The organism is Noviluteimonas caseinilytica, from assembly GCF_018406605.1.
Lineage (GTDB): Bacteria > Pseudomonadota > Gammaproteobacteria > Xanthomonadales > Xanthomonadaceae > Noviluteimonas > Noviluteimonas caseinilytica.
In genome coordinates, this window is the sequence record NZ_AP024545.1 from 733,774 (window position 1) to 752,686 (window position 18,913).

19 protein-coding genes and 1 tRNA gene are annotated in these 18,913 nt (G+C 67.9%); 1 reads left to right on the forward strand and 19 read right to left on the reverse strand.

The features are described 5' to 3' along the window. The first annotated feature begins 8 nt into the window (after positions 1–8). Entirely contained in the window at positions 9–1,175 is a 1,167-nt protein-coding gene (locus LYSCAS_RS03705) for an alginate export family protein (protein WP_213435787.1), read from the forward strand. Here the strand turns inward: LYSCAS_RS03705 and LYSCAS_RS03710 are convergent. From LYSCAS_RS03710 to LYSCAS_RS03800, 19 genes are all read right to left on the reverse strand, one after another. Then, positions 1,096–2,217 (reverse strand): PLP-dependent cysteine synthase family protein, encoded by a 1,122-nt coding sequence (locus LYSCAS_RS03710; RefSeq protein ID WP_213435789.1) that lies wholly within the window; start codon positions 2,215–2,217, stop codon positions 1,096–1,098. The two genes, LYSCAS_RS03705 and LYSCAS_RS03710, sit on opposite strands and share 80 nt — an antisense overlap. After that, positions 2,214–2,618 carry a SirB2 family protein gene (locus LYSCAS_RS03715; protein WP_213435791.1) on the reverse strand — a complete coding sequence of 135 codons (405 nt, stop codon included), beginning with the start codon at positions 2,616–2,618 and terminating at the stop codon, positions 2,214–2,216. The genes LYSCAS_RS03710 and LYSCAS_RS03715 overlap by 4 nt, the downstream gene beginning before the upstream one ends. Then, entirely contained in the window at positions 2,615–3,850 is a 1,236-nt protein-coding gene (locus LYSCAS_RS03720; protein WP_213435793.1) for an NnrS family protein, read from the reverse strand. The genes LYSCAS_RS03715 and LYSCAS_RS03720 overlap by 4 nt, the downstream gene beginning before the upstream one ends. 3 nt (positions 3,851–3,853) lie before the next feature. Beyond that, positions 3,854–6,169, reverse strand: coding sequence for a nitric-oxide reductase large subunit (locus LYSCAS_RS03725; RefSeq protein WP_213435795.1), 2,316 nt, complete (start codon positions 6,167–6,169; stop codon positions 3,854–3,856). 88 nt (positions 6,170–6,257) lie between these two features. Continuing rightward, positions 6,258–7,010, reverse strand: a complete 753-nt coding sequence (locus LYSCAS_RS03730) for a cyclic nucleotide-binding domain-containing protein (RefSeq protein ID WP_213435797.1) — start codon at positions 7,008–7,010, stop codon at positions 6,258–6,260. A gap of 28 nt (positions 7,011–7,038) precedes the next feature. Beyond that, complete coding sequence (gene hemN, locus LYSCAS_RS03735; RefSeq protein WP_213435799.1) at positions 7,039–8,436, reverse strand: oxygen-independent coproporphyrinogen III oxidase; 1,398 nt, start codon at positions 8,434–8,436, stop codon at positions 7,039–7,041. Positions 8,437–8,444: 8 nt separating this feature from the next. After that, positions 8,445–8,681, reverse strand: coding sequence for a hypothetical protein (locus LYSCAS_RS03740; RefSeq protein WP_213435801.1), 237 nt, complete (start codon positions 8,679–8,681; stop codon positions 8,445–8,447). A 214-nt stretch (positions 8,682–8,895) separates the two neighbouring features. Continuing rightward, a tRNA-Lys gene (locus tag LYSCAS_RS03745) sits at positions 8,896–8,971 on the reverse strand. A gap of 35 nt (positions 8,972–9,006) precedes the next feature. Continuing rightward, positions 9,007–9,675, reverse strand: a complete 669-nt coding sequence (gene queC / locus LYSCAS_RS03750; protein WP_213437558.1) for a 7-cyano-7-deazaguanine synthase QueC — start codon at positions 9,673–9,675, stop codon at positions 9,007–9,009. Positions 9,676–9,683: 8 nt separating this feature from the next. Beyond that, positions 9,684–10,367: a 7-carboxy-7-deazaguanine synthase QueE gene (queE, locus tag LYSCAS_RS03755; protein WP_407075154.1), complete on the reverse strand. Its 684-nt coding sequence runs from the start codon at positions 10,365–10,367 to the stop codon at positions 9,684–9,686. A gap of 39 nt (positions 10,368–10,406) precedes the next feature. Then, positions 10,407–11,225 carry a tol-pal system protein YbgF gene (gene ybgF, locus LYSCAS_RS03760; RefSeq protein WP_213435805.1) on the reverse strand — a complete coding sequence of 273 codons (819 nt, stop codon included), beginning with the start codon at positions 11,223–11,225 and terminating at the stop codon, positions 10,407–10,409. A gap of 8 nt (positions 11,226–11,233) precedes the next feature. After that, positions 11,234–11,779 carry a peptidoglycan-associated lipoprotein Pal gene (gene pal, locus LYSCAS_RS03765; protein ID WP_213435807.1) on the reverse strand — a complete coding sequence of 182 codons (546 nt, stop codon included), beginning with the start codon at positions 11,777–11,779 and terminating at the stop codon, positions 11,234–11,236. Positions 11,780–11,865: 86 nt separating this feature from the next. Further along, positions 11,866–13,167 (reverse strand): Tol-Pal system beta propeller repeat protein TolB, encoded by a 1,302-nt coding sequence (gene tolB / locus LYSCAS_RS03770; RefSeq protein ID WP_213435809.1) that lies wholly within the window; start codon positions 13,165–13,167, stop codon positions 11,866–11,868. Between the two features lie 85 nt (positions 13,168–13,252). After that, positions 13,253–14,206 carry a cell envelope integrity protein TolA gene (locus LYSCAS_RS03775; RefSeq protein ID WP_244858649.1) on the reverse strand — a complete coding sequence of 318 codons (954 nt, stop codon included), beginning with the start codon at positions 14,204–14,206 and terminating at the stop codon, positions 13,253–13,255. Beyond that, positions 14,203–14,643 (reverse strand): ExbD/TolR family protein, encoded by a 441-nt coding sequence (locus LYSCAS_RS03780; RefSeq protein ID WP_213435811.1) that lies wholly within the window; start codon positions 14,641–14,643, stop codon positions 14,203–14,205. Before LYSCAS_RS03780 ends, LYSCAS_RS03775 begins: the two co-directional genes overlap by 4 nt. Before the next feature lie 15 nt (positions 14,644–14,658). Beyond that, positions 14,659–15,456, reverse strand: coding sequence for a protein TolQ (tolQ, locus tag LYSCAS_RS03785; RefSeq protein WP_244858651.1), 798 nt, complete (start codon positions 15,454–15,456; stop codon positions 14,659–14,661). Beyond that, complete coding sequence (ybgC, locus tag LYSCAS_RS03790; RefSeq protein ID WP_407075155.1) at positions 15,453–15,887, reverse strand: tol-pal system-associated acyl-CoA thioesterase; 435 nt, start codon at positions 15,885–15,887, stop codon at positions 15,453–15,455. Before ybgC ends, tolQ begins: the two co-directional genes overlap by 4 nt. Continuing rightward, positions 15,868–16,932: a Holliday junction branch migration DNA helicase RuvB gene (gene ruvB / locus LYSCAS_RS03795; protein WP_213435815.1), complete on the reverse strand. Its 1,065-nt coding sequence runs from the start codon at positions 16,930–16,932 to the stop codon at positions 15,868–15,870. Before ruvB ends, ybgC begins: the two co-directional genes overlap by 20 nt. Positions 16,933–16,983: 51 nt before the next feature. Then, complete coding sequence (locus LYSCAS_RS03800) at positions 16,984–18,906, reverse strand: potassium transporter Kup (protein ID WP_213435817.1); 1,923 nt, start codon at positions 18,904–18,906, stop codon at positions 16,984–16,986. Positions 18,907–18,913: the final 7 nt, after the last annotated feature.

Genomic DNA, 18,913 nt, shown 5'->3' on the forward strand with positions numbered 1-18,913 from the left:
CGGCCTGGATGAACATGTTCCGCGGTGGCTGTGCACTCCTCCTCGCCGTACCGACCCTCGCGTGCGCGCAGGTGTCGGCCGAGTGGAACGTGCGCCTGCGCAACGAGCACGTGGAGGACCACGCCTTCCTCCACGACGCCGACGCCACGACGTTGCGTCTGCGCCTCGGCGCGAAGTTCGTGTGGTCCGACGAATGGTCCGCGCTCATCGAGGGCGAAGGCATCGTGGCCGGTGGCGCGCACGACGATGGCGCCAACGGGCGCCGCACCTTGCCTGCGATCGTCGATCCCGAGGGCGCCGAGTGGAACCAGGCCTGGGTGGCGTGGAAGCGCGGCGGCAAGCAGGCAACGCTGGGTCGCCAGCGCGTGACCTTCGGCAACCAGCGCTGGGTCGGCAACAGCGGTTGGCGACAGAACGAGCAGACCTTCGATGCGCTGTCGCTGCAGTGGCACGTGCGCGACCAGCTCGACGTGCGTTACGCCTGGTTCGATCGCGTCCATCGCGTCGCCGGCGATCGCGCGATCGATCCGCTGGCGCGCGAACGCAACCTGTCGACGCATGCGTTCTGGCTGCAATGGGCGAGCGGTGCGACGTGGCAGTGGCAGGCCTTTGCGTTGTTGCACGACGACCTGGACGTGCGCACCGCCTCCACCGCCACCTCGGGCCTGCGGGTCTCGACGACGCGCAAGCCGCAGACGACGGGTCCGTCGATCGCGGCGGAATACGCCCTGCAACGCGACTACGCCGACAACCCGTTGCACTTCGCGCATTCGTACTGGAGGATCGAGCCGGCGTGGACGTTCGCGCAGGCCACCGGGCGACTGGGGTGGGAACACCTGGGTGGCAACGGGGCCCATGCATTGCAGACGCCGCTCGCCAGCCTGCACGCCTTCAACGGTTGGGCCGACAAGTTCAACGCGACGCCGCCGGGCGGCCTCGACGATCGCTGGCTCGCGCTCGAAGGCGCGGCGCGCGCCGGCACGCTCGAATGGCAAGTCGCCTGGCATCGCTACGACGCGGACATCGGCGGCGATTACGGCTCGGAGTGGAATGCGTCGCTCGGCTTCCCCGTTGGCAAGCGCGTCAAGGGGCTCGTCAAGTACGCGGACTACGCGGCGGACGGCTTCGCGCAGGATACGACGAAATTGTGGTTCCAGCTCGAGTGGTCGCGCTGAGCGCGTCGTCCAGCTCGGCCGGCAGCACCGGCGGCGCGATGCCGCGCTCGCGCAACCATGCGGTCGAGTACAACGTTTCGTCGTAGCGCTCGCCGCGGTCGCACAGCAAGCCGACGATGCTGCCGTGCACGCGGCGCGCGCGCATCCGCGCGGCCAGGCGCAGGCACGCGATGAAGTTCGTGCCGGACGAACCGCCGTAGCGACGCCCGAGCAAGCCTTCCAGCGCGTGCATGCCCGCGATGGAGTCCGCGTCCTCGACTTCGATGACGTGGTCCACGACCTCGAACACGAACCCCGGTTCGACGCGCGGCCGTCCGATCCCTTCGATGACGGTGCTGCGCGAGGCAGTCGCCTTCCGATCGCGCGTGCGCCATCCTTCGGCGAAGGCGCTGCCTGCAGGCTCGGCGACGCACAGGCGCGTCTGCAATCCGCGATAGCGCAGGTAGCGGCCGATCGTCGCCGACGTGCCGCCCGTTCCGGCGCCGCACACCACCCACGCCGGCTCGGCGTCGGGCTCGTGCGCCATCTGCGCCAACAGCGACTCCGCGATGTTGTTGTTGCCGCGCCAGTCGGTGGCGCGCTCGGCCAATCCGAATTGATCCAGGTGGCAGGCACCGCGTTGTTCGTGCCAGCGCGCGCGGTCGTGGACCGCGGCGGGATCGTCGACCAGGTCGCACGTGCCTCCCAGCGCGCGCACGTCGGCGATCTTGCGCGGCGCGGTGCACGCCGGCATCACCGCGACGAACGGCAGGCCCAACAGGCGCGCGAACCACGCCTCGGAGATCGCCGTGCTGCCGGACGATGCATCGACGACGGTCTGGCCCCGGTGCAGGCGGCCATTGCACAACGCATACAGGAACAACGAACGCGCGAGGCGGTGCTTCAGGCTGCCGGTCGGATGCGAGGCCTCGTCCTTCAAGTAGAACGCGATCCCCGGGAACGCGGGCAAGTCCAGCCGGAGCAAGTGCGTGTCGGCCGAGCGCGCCTGTTCCTGGCGCAGCGCCGCCATCGCGCTGCCGATCCACGCGCGCTCGGTCGTCATGACAGCCACCAGCGCACCATGCCGAGCGGATCGTGCGCGCGCGCCGTGGCGTAGATCGCGCCGAACGCGAGCAATGCCGCGACGTAACCGATCGCGCCGCGCCTCCGGTGGAGGCGCGCCTGCTTCAATGCGATGGTGCCCAGCGCGATGTAGGTGACGATCAGCACGAGCTTGACCGCAAGCCAGCCGTTGCCGAACACCGAGCGCGGCAACACGGTGAGCAACATCAGTGCAGCCGTGAGCAAGGCCGTATCAATGGCCCAACTCGTCCAGCGCACCGGCCCCGCGTACGGCCAGCGCGCACCGCCCAATGCGAAGCCGCCGCGCAACGCGAACAACGTGCCACTGAGCAGCGCGATGAACACGTGGAAGGCCTTGATCTGCGGATAGAACGCGATCATCCGGGCTTCCCGTCAATACGCGCGGTGACATAGATGCGGCCCAGGCGCGCGATCCACGGGACCAGCGCCACGATCCAGCCGATGGCCGCCACCACGTGCCAGCGCATCGGATCCGCATCGAGTTCCGAATACACGCGAACGATCGCCACGAGCTGCAACGTGCCGTAGGCGAACCACGCCGCCGCAGGCATCTGCAACGGGCGGCCCGAATGCCCTTGCGTCACGCGCGTCACCATCGCGACCAGCACGCTGCCGAAGAAGCCGATGAACAACGCGTGCGCCGGCGCGCGACCCAGCGTGAACTCGCCCGTCGTCGCATACACGAGGCTCTGCGCCGAATAGAGGATGAAGGTGATCGGCAACCACGCCAGCCCGATGAACAGCACGCGCAGCAACGCCGGTTGCGGGCCGATCGGCCACCACCGCACGCACATGACCACGGCGCAGGCCAGCAGGGGCAGGTCCGCGATCCACAGCCATGCGTAGGCGTGGAGGAGTTCGAGCCCCAGGTGCAAGGCAACGAACATCCACGCCGTCGCGAGCAACCAAAGCGGACGCCAGGGCACGTAACCGGCGACGGCATTGCTTGCGAAAAACGGAAACATGCGATGGGCGACGGTGAGGTACATCGGCAGCAGGAATCCGAACGTCCCGATCTTGATCGCGACGAACGCCCAGATCGGCGATGCACCCAGGACGAACGCCGTCCACGCGCCGAGCCCGACCGCACCCAGCGTGAGCGCGGCGAGGCAGGAACGCGCGTGCCACGTGGTGCCGCGTTCCCGTTTGACGAGCCAAGCGAGATTCGCAAGCGCCCACGTCCAGCCCGCGAGGGTCAGCGCCGCGCCGACCACGATCCCCGGGGACCATCCGCAGGCCCCGAGGAGCGTTGCGAACTGGCCGCCGAACACGCCGACGCCCACCGGGATGTAACGCGCGCGCCGCAAGTCGGGCAAGCCCATCCAGCGCGGGAACACCGTGAGCAGGAAGCCGAAGACGAAGCTCGCCAGCACCTGGTATTGCATGACGATCGCATGCAGCCAGCCGGCGTAGGGCGTGGGCTGCGGCATTCGCAGCCATTCGGACCAACGCGCGGAAACCAGCCACGCGGCCCACCACGCCATCGCCAGCAACAGGTTGCCCGCACCGATGAAGAACATCATCCGATGCGGGGCCTGGAGCAACAGGCGCGGCGAGAGGTTCGCGCGCGCCTGCGATGCGGCTTCGCCCATGCTTCAGCCCTCCCTGTCCGTCACGCCTTCCGCCACCGGCAGGCGCTTCGGCGCGACCCACAGGCGGAACATGAACCACGCCAGCGCCAGGGCGCCGACGCTGAAGATCGTGTCACCCGGGACGCGCATCCACACCAGCATGTCGACGATCGGCCGCTGCATGAACTCCGCCGAGCGCGCATACGCGTAGCCATGTTCGATGGCCGCGAGCAATTGCATGATGCCGAGGGGCAGCAAGGTGAGCAGCGCCATCAGGGACAGGCCGATGTTGAAGCACCAGAAGGCCACCTTCAACGCACGCGTGTCCCACGCCATCTGCCCCCGCAGCCCGCGCATGCAGAAGAGCATCAACGCGATGCCGAGCATGCCGTAGACACCGAACAACGCGGTGTGGCCGTGCAGCGGTGTCAGGTTGAGACCCTGCATGTAGTACAGCGACAGCGGCGGATTGATCAGGAAGCCGAACAGCCCCGCGCCGACCAGGTTCCAGAACGACACCGCGACGAAGAACAGGATCGGCCAGCGATAGCGCGCCATCCACGGCACGGCCTTGCCCAGCTTGAAGGTGTGGTACGCCTCGAAGCCGATGTAGGCCAGCGGCACGACTTCCAGCGCGCTGAAGCTCGCGCCCAGTGCCACGACGGCGGTGGGCGTGCCGACGAAGTACAGGTGGTGCAACGTGCCCAGCACGCCGCCGGTCATGAAGATGATCGTGGCGAACAGCACGGCCGTCGTCGCGGATTTCGCCTCGACCAGGCCCAGGCGCGTGAAGATCAACGCCATCACCGCGGTGGCGAAGACTTCGAAGAACCCCTCCACCCACAGGTGCACCAACCACCACCGCCAGTATTCGACTTCGGAGATGTGCGTGTGCTCGCCCCACATCAGCGCGGCGCCGAAGAACAGGCCGATGCACACGGTGGAGAGGAACAACAACGCGACGATCGCCTTGGTGTCGGTGCGTGGACCGCGCAACACCGGCCACAACGCGCGACCAACGAGGGTCAGCCACAGCAGCAGGCCGACGAACAGGAACCACTGCCAGAAGCGGCCCATGTCCGCGTATTCCCAGCCCTGGTGGCCCCACCAGAAATTCAGGTCGAGCCCGAGCTTCTGCATCACCGCCAGCCATTGGCCCGCGAACGCGCCGACCACGATGACCAGCAGGCAGACCCATAGCGCGTTCACGCCGAAGCGCTGGAACCGCGGCTCGTGGCCGGACATCGCCGGTGCGATGTACAGGCCCGTGCCCAGCCACGCAACGGCGATCCAAAACACCGCCAACTGCGTGTGCCAGGTGCGCGTGATCGAGTACGGCAGGATGTCCGAGAGTGCGAAGCCGTAGGCCTGCTGGCCTTCCACCTGGTAGTGCGCCGTCATCGCGCCGAGCAGGATCTGCACGAGGAACAGCGCGAGCACGACCCAGAAGTACTTCGCCGTGGCGCGCATCGACGGCGTCACGCGCAGCGCGGCCATCGGATCGCTCGCAGGAATCGCGTGCGGCTTCTCGCCACGTGCATGCGTCCGCGCGTGGTGCCAGCCGAGCAAGCCGATGCCCGCGATCAGGAACAGCACGCTGAAGGCCGACCAGACCCACATCGACGGCGGAGGCGTATTGCCCAGCAAGGGTTCGCTGGGCCAGTTGTTGGTGTAGGTGACTTGCTTCGACGCGGTGCCTGCTTCGGTCGCGACATTTCCGGCGCCCGGGCGCTCGGTGCCCGCGGCCCACGCCGTCCACCAGAAGAAGGCCGTCAGCGAACGCCGGTTCGCCGCATCGGGCACCGTGCCCTCCTTCATTGCGTAGGCTTCGCGCAATTTCGCGGTGGCCGGATCGTTGCCGAAGAGACTCTCGTAGTGCGCGGCCACGTTGGACAGCGCGACGACGCGCTCGCGCGTCAACGTGATCACGCCGTTGGACGCGTCGTAGGTATTCCGGCGAAATTGCGCCTGCAATCTTCCGCGCAGCGCGGCCTGCCGTTCGGCGGACAATCGTTCGTATCCGGCGCTGCCCTCGGCGCGCGCCCACTGGTCCAGCATCGCAACCGCTTCGCGATGCAGCCAGTCGGCGCTCCAGTCCGGTGCAACGTAGCCCCCGTGGCCCCAGATCGAGCCCAGCTGCATGCCGCCCATCGATTGCCAGACCTGGCGGCCGCGTTCGATGTCGTGGCGCGTGTACACCGTCGCGCCCGTGGCATCGACGACGCGCTCCGGTATCGGCGGCGCCGCACGGAAGATTTCCCCACCCGCCCACAGCAACACCGCGAACGACGCGATCAACAGCGCCGCCAAGCCCAACCACAGCTTCCGCGTGTTCTCCATAACGCCTCCCTTGAGTTTGGGAGACATGCTGGTCGCGGGCGCTCACGGCCGCCTTGACCCAGGTCAAGCCGCCGCGCCGCGGGACAGGTCAATTCCTGAGGACGGGCGCGGCCAGGGCGTGCAGGGCGTCGGCGTCGAGCAGTTCGAGTTCGCGGCCATCCACGCGCACCAGCTGCTCCTGGTGGAACCGGCGCAACACGCGGCTCACGGTCTCCGGTGCGAGGCGCAGGTAGTTGCCGATGTCGGTGCGCGGCATCGAGAGTTGGAAGCGGCGGGCGGAAAATCCCCGGGACTGCAGGCGTTGCGACAGCCCCACCAGGAACGCGGCCATCCGCTGGTCCGCCGACCAATCGGCCGCCAACAACTCCGCGCGGCCGATGTCGCGGCTGAGCAGGCGGAACAACTGGCGCTGCAGCCCGGGCATCCGCGCGGCGAGGACCGCCATCTTCGGGAACGAGAAGCGGCACAGCATGACGGTGTCGAGGGCGACGGCATTGCACGGGTAGTGTTCGCCGTCGATGCCGTTGAGGCCGATGATCTCGCCGGGAAGATGGAACCCGAGGACGTGTTCCTGCCCGTCCGGATCGACCACGTAGGTCTTCACCGTGCCCGCGCGCACGGCCGCGATGGCATCGAAACGATCGCCCTCGCGGAAAATGTGGTCTCCCGGGGCCAGCGGACCGTAATGCTCGACCAGCACATGGAGGTCGCCCAACGCACTCTTGTCCATGCCCTGGTCCATGCAGGCCTGGGAGAAAGCGCAGGTCGAACAGAAGTGCAACGCGTCGCCGTCGTCGGACAGCGTGCGTGCGTCGTTGTTCGGAAAGACGGCCGGCCTCATCGGGGAGCCATGGTACGCCGGGGGACGGTCAGATGGCGCGGGAGAAGCGCGGCTTCTCCGTATCGGCGGTCGCATCGAGGTAGTGGTCGAAGCACATGGCGATGTTGCGCAGGAACAGGCGACCGCGACCCGTCACTTCGATGCGGTGCGCTTCGACACGCACCAGTCCATCCGCGACCAACGGCGCGAGTCGCTCGAGACCTTCGCTGAAGTACGCGCGGAAGTCGATGCCGGCACGATCCTCGATCGCGTCGATCGCGACTTCGCCCTGGCACATGAGCGACTGGATGAGGCTCGCGCGCAGTTGGTCGTCCTCGCTCAGTTGCATGCCGCGGAACACGGGCAGGTGGCCCGAATCGAGCATCGCTTCCCAGGTCGGGAGATCGCGCGCGTTCTGGCTGAACGTATCGGCGACGTGGCTGATCGCGCTCACGCCGACGCCGACGAGATCGCTGTCGGCATGCGTCGTGTACCCCATGAAGTTGCGATGCAACCCCCCCTGCCCCTGCGCGACGGCGAGGTCGTCGCCCGGCAGCGCGAAGTGGTCCATGCCGATGTAGCGATAGCCTGCCTGCGTGAGGCGTGCGATCGCCTGCTGCAACAGGACCAGGCGCGCTTCCGGATCGGGCAGCGTGAATGCGTCGATCCTGCGTTGCGGCTTGAACAAGGCCGGCATGTGCGCGTAGCCGTAGGCGGCGACGCGGTCCGGCCGCATGTCGACCACCGTGTCCAGGGTTCGGTTGAAGCCGGCCACGGTCTGCTTCGGCAACCCGTAGATCAGGTCGATGTTGACGGAGCGGAATCCCTGCGCGCGGCACGCATCGACGACCGCGCGCGTTTCGTCGACGCCCTGGACGCGATTGACGGCCACCTGGACGTCGTGGTCGAAATCCTGCACGCCGAGGCTGGCCCGATTGAAGCCGCACGCGGCGAGTTGCGCGATGTCGTGCGTGTCGACGTGGCGCGGGTCGAGTTCGATCGAGATGTCGCGATCTGCACCCTGTGCGATACGGAAGTGCGTTCCGATCGTGTCGACCGTTTCGCACAATTGCGCCGGAGACAGGAAGTTCGGCGTGCCGCCGCCGAAGTGCACCTGGATCAGCTCGCGGTCGCGATCGAACAGGTCCGCCGCGAGGGCGATCTCCCGGTACAGCCGTGCGAGGTACGCGTCCGCGCGTGTCTTGTCGCGCGTGATCACGCGGTTGCAGCCGCAATAGAAGCAAGGGCTCTCGCAGAACGGGACGTGCACGTAGAGCGACAGGCGCCTGGGGATCAGGTCCCCGTTGCTCGACGCGGCGGCCTGGCGGAGTTCCCGCTCGCCGAAGCCGGCATGGAATTGCGGGGCCGTCGGGTACGAGGTGTAGCGCGGGCCGGGACGGTCGTAGCGGCGCAGCAGGTCGGCATCGAAAGCGAGCGTGGCGTCCATGGAAGGATTCAGCCCCCGCAACCGCCACAGCATTCCGACGGCAGTTGCTCCACGTCGCACGGCGCGACGAGCAGGCCGGCCATGCCGAGGGCGAGCAGGAGTTCCGCGTCGGGGAGCAGCGTTGAAACGCGCAGGCGCCCCGCGGCGTCGACGTCGATGAGCGCGGAGGGATCCAGGTCGTTGAGACGGTCTGCGATCCGGTCGAGGCTGGCGACGTGGCTCGAGGGCGAGATCAGGTACTGCATGGCGGCGGGTCTCGTTGAGGATGCGAGGATCCTCGGCGATGCCGCGCAGGTCGGCCCTGATCCAGGTCAAGGCCCCGACCGATGGCGGGCTCGGAGTCCGCGCCCAACCTGCTTGAACCGCTACGACAAGCGCGCGCCGCACGTGAAACCGTCGGCGTGATTGATGAAGGTATTTACGTAGCGCGGACGACGCACGCGCAAGTCATTGAATCGATGGTGGGCCGTGATGGATTCGAACCATCGACCAGCGGATTAAAAGTCCGATGCTCTACCGACTGAGCTAACGGCCCACAGGGGGTGACGCGGGTTGTAACGGGGCGGGATTCTAACTTACGTAGCGCGTGGGATCGGCGATGCCGGCGGCCGTGAAGCCATCCGCACGCAATCGGCAGGCGTCGCAATGGCCGCAGGCGCGGCCGTCGGCGTCGGCGCGGTAGCACGACACGGTCTGCGCGAAATCCACGCCCAGGCGCATGCCTTCACGCACGATGTCGGCCTTCGACATGCGCAGCAGCGGGGCGTGGACGCGGATGCCGGCGCCTTCCACGCCCGCCTTGGTGGCGACGTTCGCCAGGCGCTCGAAGGCTTCGATGAATTCGGGACGGCAATCGGGATAGCCGGAGTAATCGACGGCATTCACGCCGCAGAACAGGTCCGCCGCGCCCAGCACTTCGGCCCAGCCCAGCGCGACCGACAACATGATCGTGTTGCGCGCCGGCACGTACGTGACCGGGATGCCGGGGCCGCCCGCATCGGGCACGTCGATGCCGGCATCGGTGAGCGCGGACCCGCCGATCAGGCGCAGGTCGACCACGACGGTCTTGTGCGTGGCGCCCATCGCATCGGAGACGCGATCGGCGGCGTCGAGTTCGGACGTGTGGCGCTGCCCATACTTCACGCTCAATGCGTAAGGCTCGAAGCCCTGTTCGCGCGCGATCGCGAGCACGACCGCCGAATCCATGCCGCCCGACACGAGGACGACCGCCCGTTTCACCTGCGTCATCAGCGCCCCGGCTCGTCGCCCCACAGGGCCTTGTGCAATTGCATCTGGAAGCGGACCGGGAGGTGTTCTTCCACGATCCAGTCGGCGAGCGCGCGCGGCGAGACCTGCGCATGGCTCGGCGAGAACAGCACGTCGCACTTGTCGGCGAGCGCGTGTTCGCGCAGCACGTCGACGGCCCAGTCGAAATCGGCGCGGCTGCAGACGACGAACTTCACCTGGTCGTGCGGCGTGAGCAGCGGGAGGTTGCTCCACAGGTTGCGCGCGACTTCGCCGGAGCCCGGCGTCTTGATGTCGACGATGCGCGACACGCGCGTGTCGACGTCGCCGATGTCGATGGCGCCGGAAGTTTCGAGCGAGACGATGTAGCCGGCGTCGCAAAGTTTCGACAGCAAACCGATCACGCGCTTCTGCGCGAGCGGTTCGCCGCCGGTGACGCACACGTGGCGCGCGCCGTGGCGTGCGACTTCGGACAGGATCGCGTCGATGTCCCACCAGTCGCCGCCGTGGAAGGCGTACGCGGTGTCGCAGTACTGGCAGCGCAACGGGCAGCCGGTGAGGCGCACGAACACGGTGGGCCAGCCCGCATCGCGGGCTTCGCCCTGCAGGGACAGGAAGATTTCGGTGAGCTTGAGGCGATCCGCGGCGAGCGCGGAGGCCGCCTGCGCGGGCTGGACAACGGACATGGCGCGCATTTTACGCGCCCTGCCCGCCTGGCCGCGAACTCAGCGGACGCGGCCCAGCTGGATCGCGCGGAGGCGATCCTCGGCGGTGCGGGCGGCGTCGGTGCCGGGATAGCGCTGCGAGACCTGGGCCAGGGTGGCCTCGGCGGCTTCCATGCGCTTCAGGCCGTACTCGGCCAGGCCCACCTTCAGCAGGGCGCCGGGGGCCTTGTCGTGCGTGGGGTAGCGGTCGAGCAGCGCCTGGAATTGCGTGAGGGCGAGCTCGTAGTTCTGGGTGACGTAGTAGCTCTCGCCGAGCCAGTACAGGGCGTTGGGCGCGTAGGTGCCCGCCGGGTAGTCGGTGAGGAAGGCCTGGAATTTCTGGGCCGACTGCACGTAGTCGCCGCCGCGGAGGATGGCGAAGGCGGCTTCGTACGCGGTGCGTTCGTCGGCGCCCTGGGCGACCCGGCCGGCGTCGCCGCGGACGGTGGGCGCGCGGTCGGGCGTGACGGTGGTAGTGGGCGTGCTGCGCGGCGGCGTGGATGCGCGCGGCGGCGCCGCGGTGCTGGCCGCCGGCGCGGGTGCGGCGGAAGCCCCGCCTTCGAGGCGGTTGAGGCGCCCGTCGACGTCCAGGTACTGGCTGCGCGCGGCTTGCTTGAGTTGTTCGTTCTGCTGCTGCAGGTCTTCGAGCTGCGCCCGCAGGGCCTGCACTTCCGAGCGCAACTGTTGCACCTGGTTGAGCAGGTCGACGTTGCCCTGGTTGTTGGCGGCCTGTTGTTCGAGCGCGGCCACGCGGTCGGCGAGGCTGGCGCGCTGCGCGAACGCGGGCGCGGCAGCCACGAGGGCTGCCGCGAGCGTCGCAAGGACGAAAGTCTTGCGCATGCGTTGCATCACTTGGCGGTGTAGACGATCTCGACGCGACGATTCTTGGCCCAGCAGTCTTCGCTGGAATCGTTGCAGGTCGGACGCTCTTCGCCGTAGCTCACCACGGTGATCTGGCTGCCGGAACCGCCGTTGGCCTGCAGCGCGGAGGACACCGCGTTGCCACGGCGCTCGCCGAGGCCGAGGTTGTATTCGCGGCTGCCGCGTTCATCGGCGTTGCCTTCCAGCGACATGCGCGCGGACGGACGATCGCGCAGGTACTTGGCGTGGCAGGCCATCGCGGCCTGGAATTCCGGACGCAGCGCGTCCTGGTCGAAATCGAAGTACACGATGCGCGTGCGGAGGCAGGCATCGGTGTCCAGGTCTTCCGGACCGTAGGCGCCCGGCGTGGTGGCCGGTGCTTCGGTGACGGGGGCCTGCGTGGTCGGCTCGGCCGGCGGCGGGACTTCCTTGACCTTCTTGCTGCAGGCCACGGCGGCGGTGCACATGACGGCCACCAGCAGCGCCTTGCCGAAGCGGTTCTTGCCGATAGCGTCCAGGGAGATTGCGTTCATCGTCGTTCCTCGTCTTCTCGCAGGGGGATGGCCGGGATGGTCCGCGGCCAGGTTGGTTCGTGTCGCGGGAGTCTACGCCCGCCTGTTCAGCGGCGCTGTCGGAACGGGCCCCACGACGGTTCCTGCACATTCGCGCCATCGACCGGAAGGCGCGCACGCGCGCGACCATCGGCGGACACGGTGTACAGGACGCTGCGGCCGCCTTCCTTCGCTGCGTACAGCAGCATGGCGGCGTTCGGGGCGAAGGTCGGCGATTCGTCGAGCGAACCCGGCGAGAGCGGCGTCCAGCGTCCGCCGCCGAGGCTCGAATCGAACAACGCGATGCGATACGTGTTGCCGTTGCCCTGCGCGGTGGCGATTTTCTTGCCATCGGGGGACACGGTGGCGCGCGCGTTGTAGCTGCCCTGGAAGGTCAGTCGCGTGGCGCCGCCGCCCGCGGCCGAGGCCTTGTAGATCTGCGGCTTGCCGCCGCGGTCGGACGTGAAATACAGCGAGCCGCCATCGGCGCTCCACACCGCTTCGGTATCGATGCCGAAATGGTTGGTGATCTGGCGCAACTGCTTGCTGCCCAGGTCCATCACGTAGATCTCGGGGTTGCCGCTCTTCGACAGCGTCATCGCGAGCTTCGTGCCGTCCGGCGAGAACGCCGGTGCGCCGTTGATGCCGCGGAAGCTGGCGATGAGTTCGCGCCCGGTGCTCGTCAGGTTCTGGATGTAGATCGACGAATTGCCGCGATCGAAACTCACGTAGGCGAGCTTGCGGCCATCCGGGCTCCACGACGGCGAGAGGATCGGCTGCGGCGAGCTCACCACGGCGATCGGGTTGAAGCCGTCGCTGTCGGCGACCATCAGCTTGTACGAACGATTGTTGCCGGTGCCCGCGGCGGTGACGTACGCGATGCGCGTCCAGAACGCGCCCCGCACGCCGAGGATCTTTTCGTACACCGCGTCGGCGAGCTGGTGCGACAGGTCGCGCGCGCCGGTGGCGGGCAGCGTCATCACCTGGCCGAGCACGCGCTGCTGCTTGGCGATGTCGAACAGTTCGTATTCCACGCGCAGGTTGCCGCCGCTGTTGTCGATGCGGCCGATCAGCAGGTAGTCCTGCTTGAGCGTGCGCCAGGTCGGGTAGTTGACCTGCGCGGCGGTGGTGGGCCGCTCGATCATGTCGGCGACCGGCAGCGTGCGGAACTGGCCGCTGCGCTCGAAGTCGGCGGCGATGACCTTGGCGATGTCCGTGTCGCCGGCGCTGCCCGCGAAGGGCACCACGGCGATGGGCAACGCGGCCGCGCGGCCACCGACGACGTCGATCTGGGGGATGTCCTGCGCGAAAACCGGCAAGGAAAGGACGACCAGGGCGATCGTGGCGAGGCGGCGCAGCGTTCGGGTCATCGGGGGATTCCTGAATGGAGCGGTGTTGTTAACAGCTTGGCCGTGAAATGCGCATTAAAGATGAACGCGCCGACACCCGGCGGTTTCAATCGTCGTTGGGGCGGAAGCGGATGCTGAGGTCGCGGGAGAACACGGACTCGAAACCGGCATATGGCAACGGCTGGGCCTTGAGCACCGCGGCCTCGACCGAACGCTTGCCCTGGTCGTCGTAGGGACACGACGGCAGGACTTCGACATCGATGACTTCGCCGCCCGGCACCTGGCGGATGCGGATGGGACAGACCTGGCCCGCCGGGATGTTCTCGGGCCGGTTCCAGTTCATGCGGATCGCATCGGCGATCGCGGCGTAGTACTGCGCCTTGAGGTTGTTGTCCGGGCCGTTGTTGCCCGGCGGCGGGCTGGCCTGCGCGTCGGATTGCGCGGCCGAATCGGCGGCGCTGCGCGCGTCGGCGAGCTGGCGGAGTTTCTGTTCGGCGAGGTTGGCCTCGCGGCGGTTCTGCTCGCGCTGCTTGCGCACGTCGGCGAGCTGCGCGAGGCGATCGCGTTCCATCTGCGACAGGCGACGCGTGCGCTCGGCTTCGAGCTGGCGTTCCTGTTCGGTGACGTCGATCTGTTCCTGGCGGCGCTTTTCTTCCTGCTCTTTCGGCGCGGGCGGCTTGGGCGAAATGGCCTGCGCGCTCGCGGCGTCCTGCTCGCGCGTGTCGGGTTCGACGATCGGCGCCTGCGGGGTCTGCTGTTGCGGCTCGGGCGCATCTTCCGGACGTTTTTCCGGAATCGGTTGTTCCTGCGGCGCGGCTTCCGTTTCCTCCGGCGGCGCGGGCTGCGGCGTCGGTTGCGACGGACGCGACGCCAACGCACGACGCATCGACGCGGACAACGCGTTCGGATCGACGAGTTCGGCTTCGATCGGCGGGCCGGCCGGGTTCACCGGCGGCTCCTTGAACCACGGCAGGCCGAAATACATCAGGAGGAGCAACACCGCGTGCAACGCGACCGCCGCGATGATGGCCTCCGTCGTGTCGGACGACCGCTCCTTCACCGTTGCGGCGCCCCCGCCTGGCTCATCAGGCCGGCGCGCGGGACGTTGGCGCGCGTCTGCAGCGCGGTGAGCACGTCGTAGACCTTCTGGTAGGCGACGTCGTTGTCGGCGGCCACGTACACCGGCACGTCCTTGTTGTTGCGCGCGTACGCGCCGACCTGCTGGACCATCTGGTCCATCGTGACCGGCGTGTTCTTGCCGCCCTGCAACACCACCCACAGGTTGCCGTCGCGATCGAGGCTGACGACCACGGGGTCTTTCTTCTGTTCGAGCGGGCGCGCGTTGGATTGCGGCAGTTCGATGTCGACGCCGAGGTTCAACAGCGGCGCGGTCACCATGAAGATGATCAGCAGCACCAGCATCACGTCGATGTACGGCACGACGTTGATCTCGGCCTTCAGCTTGCGCTTCTTGCGGCGCGAAGACATGGCGGTCATGGGGTGGCCCTCGCCTTATTCGTCGACGTGCGCCTGGCGCTGCAGGATCGACGAGAACTCTTCGGAGAACGCGTCGTAGCGCGTCGCGATGCGTTCGACCTTGGTCGCGAAGCGGTTGTAGGCCCACACCGCCGGGATCGCGGCGAACAGGCCCATCGCGGTGGCGATGAGGGCTTCGGAAATGCCGGGCGCGACCTGCGCGATCGTCGCTTCCTTCATGTTCGCCAGGCCCTGGAACGCGATCATGATTCCCCACACCGTGCCGAACAGGCCGACGTACGGGCTGATGGAACCGACGTTGGCGAGGAACTCCAGGTTGTGTTCCATGCCATCGAGTTCGCGCGAGGTGGTGGCGCGCATCGCGCGCTGCGCGCCTTCCAGCTGCATGCGCCCGTCGGCGCCGCGGCGCTGGCGCACGCGGTTGAATTCGCGGAAGCCGGCTTCGAACACGGCTTCCATGCCTTCGGCGGCGCGGCCGCGCTCGGTGGCGCCGGAGTAGAGCTTGGAGAGTTCGGCGCCCGACCAGAAGCGTTCTTCGAAATGGATCGCTTCGCGTTCGGCGCGCGCGAGCACGCGCTGCTTGCGGATGATGATGACCCACGAGGCCACCGAGGCCAGCAGCAGCAACAGCATCACCAGCTGCACGGGCAGGCTGGCGTGCGTGATCAGGTGCCACAGGTCGAGGTTGGCCGACGGGGCGGCGCCGGCGGCGGCCTGCCCGGCGAGTTCGACGGTGCGCGCCTGCGCATCTTCCGGCAGGGCCTGGGTGGTCGCGGCGGGGGCGGTGGCGAGCATCGCGAGCAGGGCGGTCATGCGGGGGTCTCCACGAGGGCGTTCAGTGCTTCGAACAACGGTTGCGGGATGGGTCGGGGTTTGAAGCCCGCCGCGGACAGCGCAGCCACGCGCACTTCCGCATCGAGCAACAGGGTGTCGCCGCACCGGATGGACTGCGCGATCACCAGGCTCGCGCGGCGGCATTGCACCAGCGAGACGGAAACCTGCAACGCATCATCCAGGCGCGCCGGCAGTCGGAAGTCGATGCGCATGGCCCGCACCGCGAACACGAGGTCGTGCTGCGTGCGCAGGACATCCTGGCCATGCCCCTGCGCGCGCATCCATTCGGTGCGTGCGCGTTCGAGGAACGCCAGGTATTGCGCGTGGTAGACCACCCCACCGGCGTCGGTATCCTCCCAATACACCCGTGTCGGCCAACTGAACACAGGCTCAACTTTCGCTTGCATCATCGGGCAACGTGCGTTCGGCTTCGGCGAACAGGTCTTCGCGCGCGCCGGTTTTCGGGCGCAGCCCGAGGTGGCGATAGGCCTTCGCCGAGGCCATGCGGCCGCGCGCGGTGCGGATGAGATAGCCCTGCTGGATGAGGTAGGGCTCGATCACGTCCTCGAGCGTGCCGCGTTCTTCGCTGAGCGCGGCGGCCAGCGATTCCACGCCGACGGGGCCGCCGTCGAACGAGTCGATGATGGTGCGCAGCATGCGGCGGTCGAGTTCGTCGAAGCCCTGCGGGTCCACCTTCAGCATCTTCATCGCGTCATCGGCCACCTTGCGGTCGATGTGGCCCTGCGCGCGCACCTGCGCGAAGTCGCGCACGCGCCGCAGCAGCCGGTTGGCGATGCGGGGCGTGCCGCGCGCGCGGTTGGCGATTTCCGCCGCGCCGTCGGCTTCGCAGGCGATGCCGAGGATCGACGCGGAGCGGCGCACGATGCGCGTGAGTTCTTCCGGCGTGTAGAACTCCAGCCGCTGCACGATGCCGAAGCGGTCGCGCAGCGGCGCGGTGAGCAGTCCCGCGCGCGTGGTGGCGCCGATGAGGGTGAACGGTGGCAGGTCGAGCTTGATCGAACGGGCCGCGGGGCCTTCGCCGATCATGATGTCGATCTGGAAATCCTCCATCGCCGGATACAGCACTTCTTCGATCGCGGGCGAGAGGCGATGGATCTCGTCGACGAACAGCACGTCGTGCGGCTGCAGGTTGGTCAGCAGCGCGGCGAGGTCGCCGGCCTTCTCGATCACGGGGCCGGACGTCTGGCGCAGGCCGACGCCGAGTTCGTTGGCGATCACGTGCGAGAGCGTGGTCTTGCCCAGGCCGGGGGGCCCGAAGATCAGCACGTGGTCCAGCGCTTCGCCGCGGGCCTTGGCCGCCTCGATGTAGATCTGCATCTGCTCGCGGACGGGCGCCTGGCCGAGGTATTCCGAGAGTTTCTTCGGGCGGATGGAGGCTTCGACGGCCTCGTCTTCGCGGGTGGCCCCGGCGGTGATGATGCGGTCCTCGGTCATGCGCCTATGGTGGCACGGAAGGCCGGCAACGACACCGGCGCGCAGGGCGGATCAGATCTCGACCTGCGCCCCCAACTCCACCAACCGGTTGCCCGGGATCCGGAAGAAGCCCGTCGCCGGCGCCGCATTGCGGTGCATGAAGGCGAACAGGCGGTCGCGCCAGATCGGCATGCCGCGATGGCGCCCCGCCACCACGTTCTCGCGGCTGGCGAAATACGTGGTGTCCATCGGGTCGAACGGGATGCCGCCGCCGGCGTCGCACGAGCGCATCAGCGCCAGCGGCACGTCCGGCGTTTCCATGAAGCCGAAGCGCACCGTCACGCGATAGAAGTCGTCGCCGATGGGCTCCATCTTCAGGCGCTTGTCCTTCGGCGCGGTGGGCACGTTGAGCGTCTCCACCGTCAGGAACACGTTGGTCTCGTGCAGCACCTTGTTGTGCTTGAGGTTGTGCAGCAGCGCATGCGGGATGATGCCCGACTGCCCGGTGAGGAAGATCGCGGTGCCCGGCACGCGCGTGGGGGGCGCCAGCATCAGGCCCGGCAGGAAGGTATCGATGTGGATGCCGTCCTTGACGATTTCGTCGTACAGCAGCGTGCGCCCGCGGCGCCAGGTGCGCAGCACGGTGAACACCACGATCGCCAGCACCACCGGGAACCACGCGCCGTCGAGGAACTTCACGCCGTTGGCGACCAGGAACGCGGTGTCGATGATGCCGAACAGGATGCACAGCGGCAGCACCCAGCGGCGCGCCTTCGGCCACATCGCGCGCGCGACCAGGAACAGCAGCAGGGTGTCGATCAGCATCGTGCCGGACACCGACACGCCGTACGCCGAGGCCAATGCGGTGGAGCTGCGGAACATCAGGACGAGGGCGATCACCGCCAGCATCAGGATCCAGTTGATCCACGGGATGTAGATCTGCCCGATCGTGTCCTTGGACGTGTGCTGGATGCGCATGCGCGGGATGTAACCCAGCTGCATCGCCTGGCGCGCCACCGAGTACGCCCCGGTGATCACGGCCTGCGATGCGATCACCGCCGCGGCGGTGGCCAGCCCGATCATCGGGATGCGCGCCCAGTCGGGCACGCCCAGGTAGAAGGGATTGCGCGCCATCGCCGGATCCAGCAACAGCAGCGAGCCCTGCCCCATGTAGTTGAGCATCAGCGCGGGCAGGACGAACCAGTACCACGCATGCCGGATCGGCCGCGCGCCGAAGTGGCCCATGTCGGCGTACAGCGCCTCGCCGCCGGTGACGGCCAGCACCACCGCGCCGAGGATGAAGATCGCGTGCGTGCCGTGCGTCATGAAGAACTGCATGCCCCACCACGGATTGATCGCGTGGAAGACTTCGGGGTTGTGGCGGATGTTCATCACGCCGATCGCCGCCAGCGACACGAACCACACCAGCATCACCGGCCCGAACACGCGCCCGACGCGCTGCGTGCCGTAGCGCTGCGTGCCGAACAGCAGCACCAGCACCGCGAGCGTGATCGGCACGATCCAGGTGTGCAGCTTGGGCGCGACGATGGTGATGCCTTCGATCGCCGACAGCGTGGTGATCGCCGGCGTGATCACGCCATCGCCGAAGAACAGCGACGCACCGAAGATGCCGAGGATGCCGACGGCGTACGCCGAGCGCGAATTGCGCGGCAACGTGCGCTGCGCCAGCGCCATCAGGGCCATGATGCCGCCCTCGCCTTCGTTGTCGGCGCGCATGATGATCGTGACGTACTTCAGCGTCACCACGATCATCAGCGCCCAGAACACCAGCGACAGGATGCCGAGCACCGTGTCGTGGTTGGCGGTGAGCCCGTAGTGCGGCGAGAACGCTTCCTTCAGCGTGTACAGCGGGCTGGTGCCGATGTCGCCGAAGACCACGCCGATCGCGCCCACGGCCAGGCCCAGCAGGCCCGTGCGACCGTGGCCATGCGACGCGTGCGCGTTGTCGGACGCTTTGGAAGAGGTGTCGGCCATGGACCCG

Bases quoted from the DNA above. Each gene is read 5' to 3' on its own strand.
- tolQ (WP_244858651.1), bottom strand. From the start codon at position 15,456: ATGACCGCCCTGCTCGCGATGCTCGCCACCGCCCCCGCCGCGACCACC.
- ybgC (WP_407075155.1), bottom strand. From the start codon at position 15,887: ATGATGCAAGCGAAAGTTGAGCCTGTGTTCAGTTGGCCGACACGGGTG.
- LYSCAS_RS03720 (WP_213435793.1), bottom strand. From the start codon at position 3,850: ATGGGCGAAGCCGCATCGCAGGCGCGCGCGAACCTCTCGCCGCGCCTG.
- LYSCAS_RS03725 (WP_213435795.1), bottom strand. From the start codon at position 6,169: ATGGAGAACACGCGGAAGCTGTGGTTGGGCTTGGCGGCGCTGTTGATC.
- hemN (WP_213435799.1), bottom strand. From the start codon at position 8,436: ATGGACGCCACGCTCGCTTTCGATGCCGACCTGCTGCGCCGCTACGAC.
- LYSCAS_RS03730 (WP_213435797.1), bottom strand. From the start codon at position 7,010: ATGAGGCCGGCCGTCTTTCCGAACAACGACGCACGCACGCTGTCCGAC.
- ybgF (WP_213435805.1), bottom strand. From the start codon at position 11,225: ATGCGCAAGACTTTCGTCCTTGCGACGCTCGCGGCAGCCCTCGTGGCT.
- pal (WP_213435807.1), bottom strand. From the start codon at position 11,779: ATGAACGCAATCTCCCTGGACGCTATCGGCAAGAACCGCTTCGGCAAG.
- LYSCAS_RS03705 (WP_213435787.1), top strand. From the start codon at position 9: ATGAACATGTTCCGCGGTGGCTGTGCACTCCTCCTCGCCGTACCGACC.
- LYSCAS_RS03710 (WP_213435789.1), bottom strand. From the start codon at position 2,217: ATGACGACCGAGCGCGCGTGGATCGGCAGCGCGATGGCGGCGCTGCGC.
- LYSCAS_RS03715 (WP_213435791.1), bottom strand. From the start codon at position 2,618: ATGATCGCGTTCTATCCGCAGATCAAGGCCTTCCACGTGTTCATCGCG.
- ruvB (WP_213435815.1), bottom strand. From the start codon at position 16,932: ATGACCGAGGACCGCATCATCACCGCCGGGGCCACCCGCGAAGACGAG.
- queE (WP_407075154.1), bottom strand. From the start codon at position 10,367: ATGTCCGTTGTCCAGCCCGCGCAGGCGGCCTCCGCGCTCGCCGCGGAT.
- LYSCAS_RS03740 (WP_213435801.1), bottom strand. From the start codon at position 8,681: ATGCAGTACCTGATCTCGCCCTCGAGCCACGTCGCCAGCCTCGACCGG.
- LYSCAS_RS03800 (WP_213435817.1), bottom strand. From the start codon at position 18,906: ATGGCCGACACCTCTTCCAAAGCGTCCGACAACGCGCACGCGTCGCAT.
- LYSCAS_RS03780 (WP_213435811.1), bottom strand. From the start codon at position 14,643: ATGACCGCCATGTCTTCGCGCCGCAAGAAGCGCAAGCTGAAGGCCGAG.
- tolB (WP_213435809.1), bottom strand. From the start codon at position 13,167: ATGACCCGAACGCTGCGCCGCCTCGCCACGATCGCCCTGGTCGTCCTT.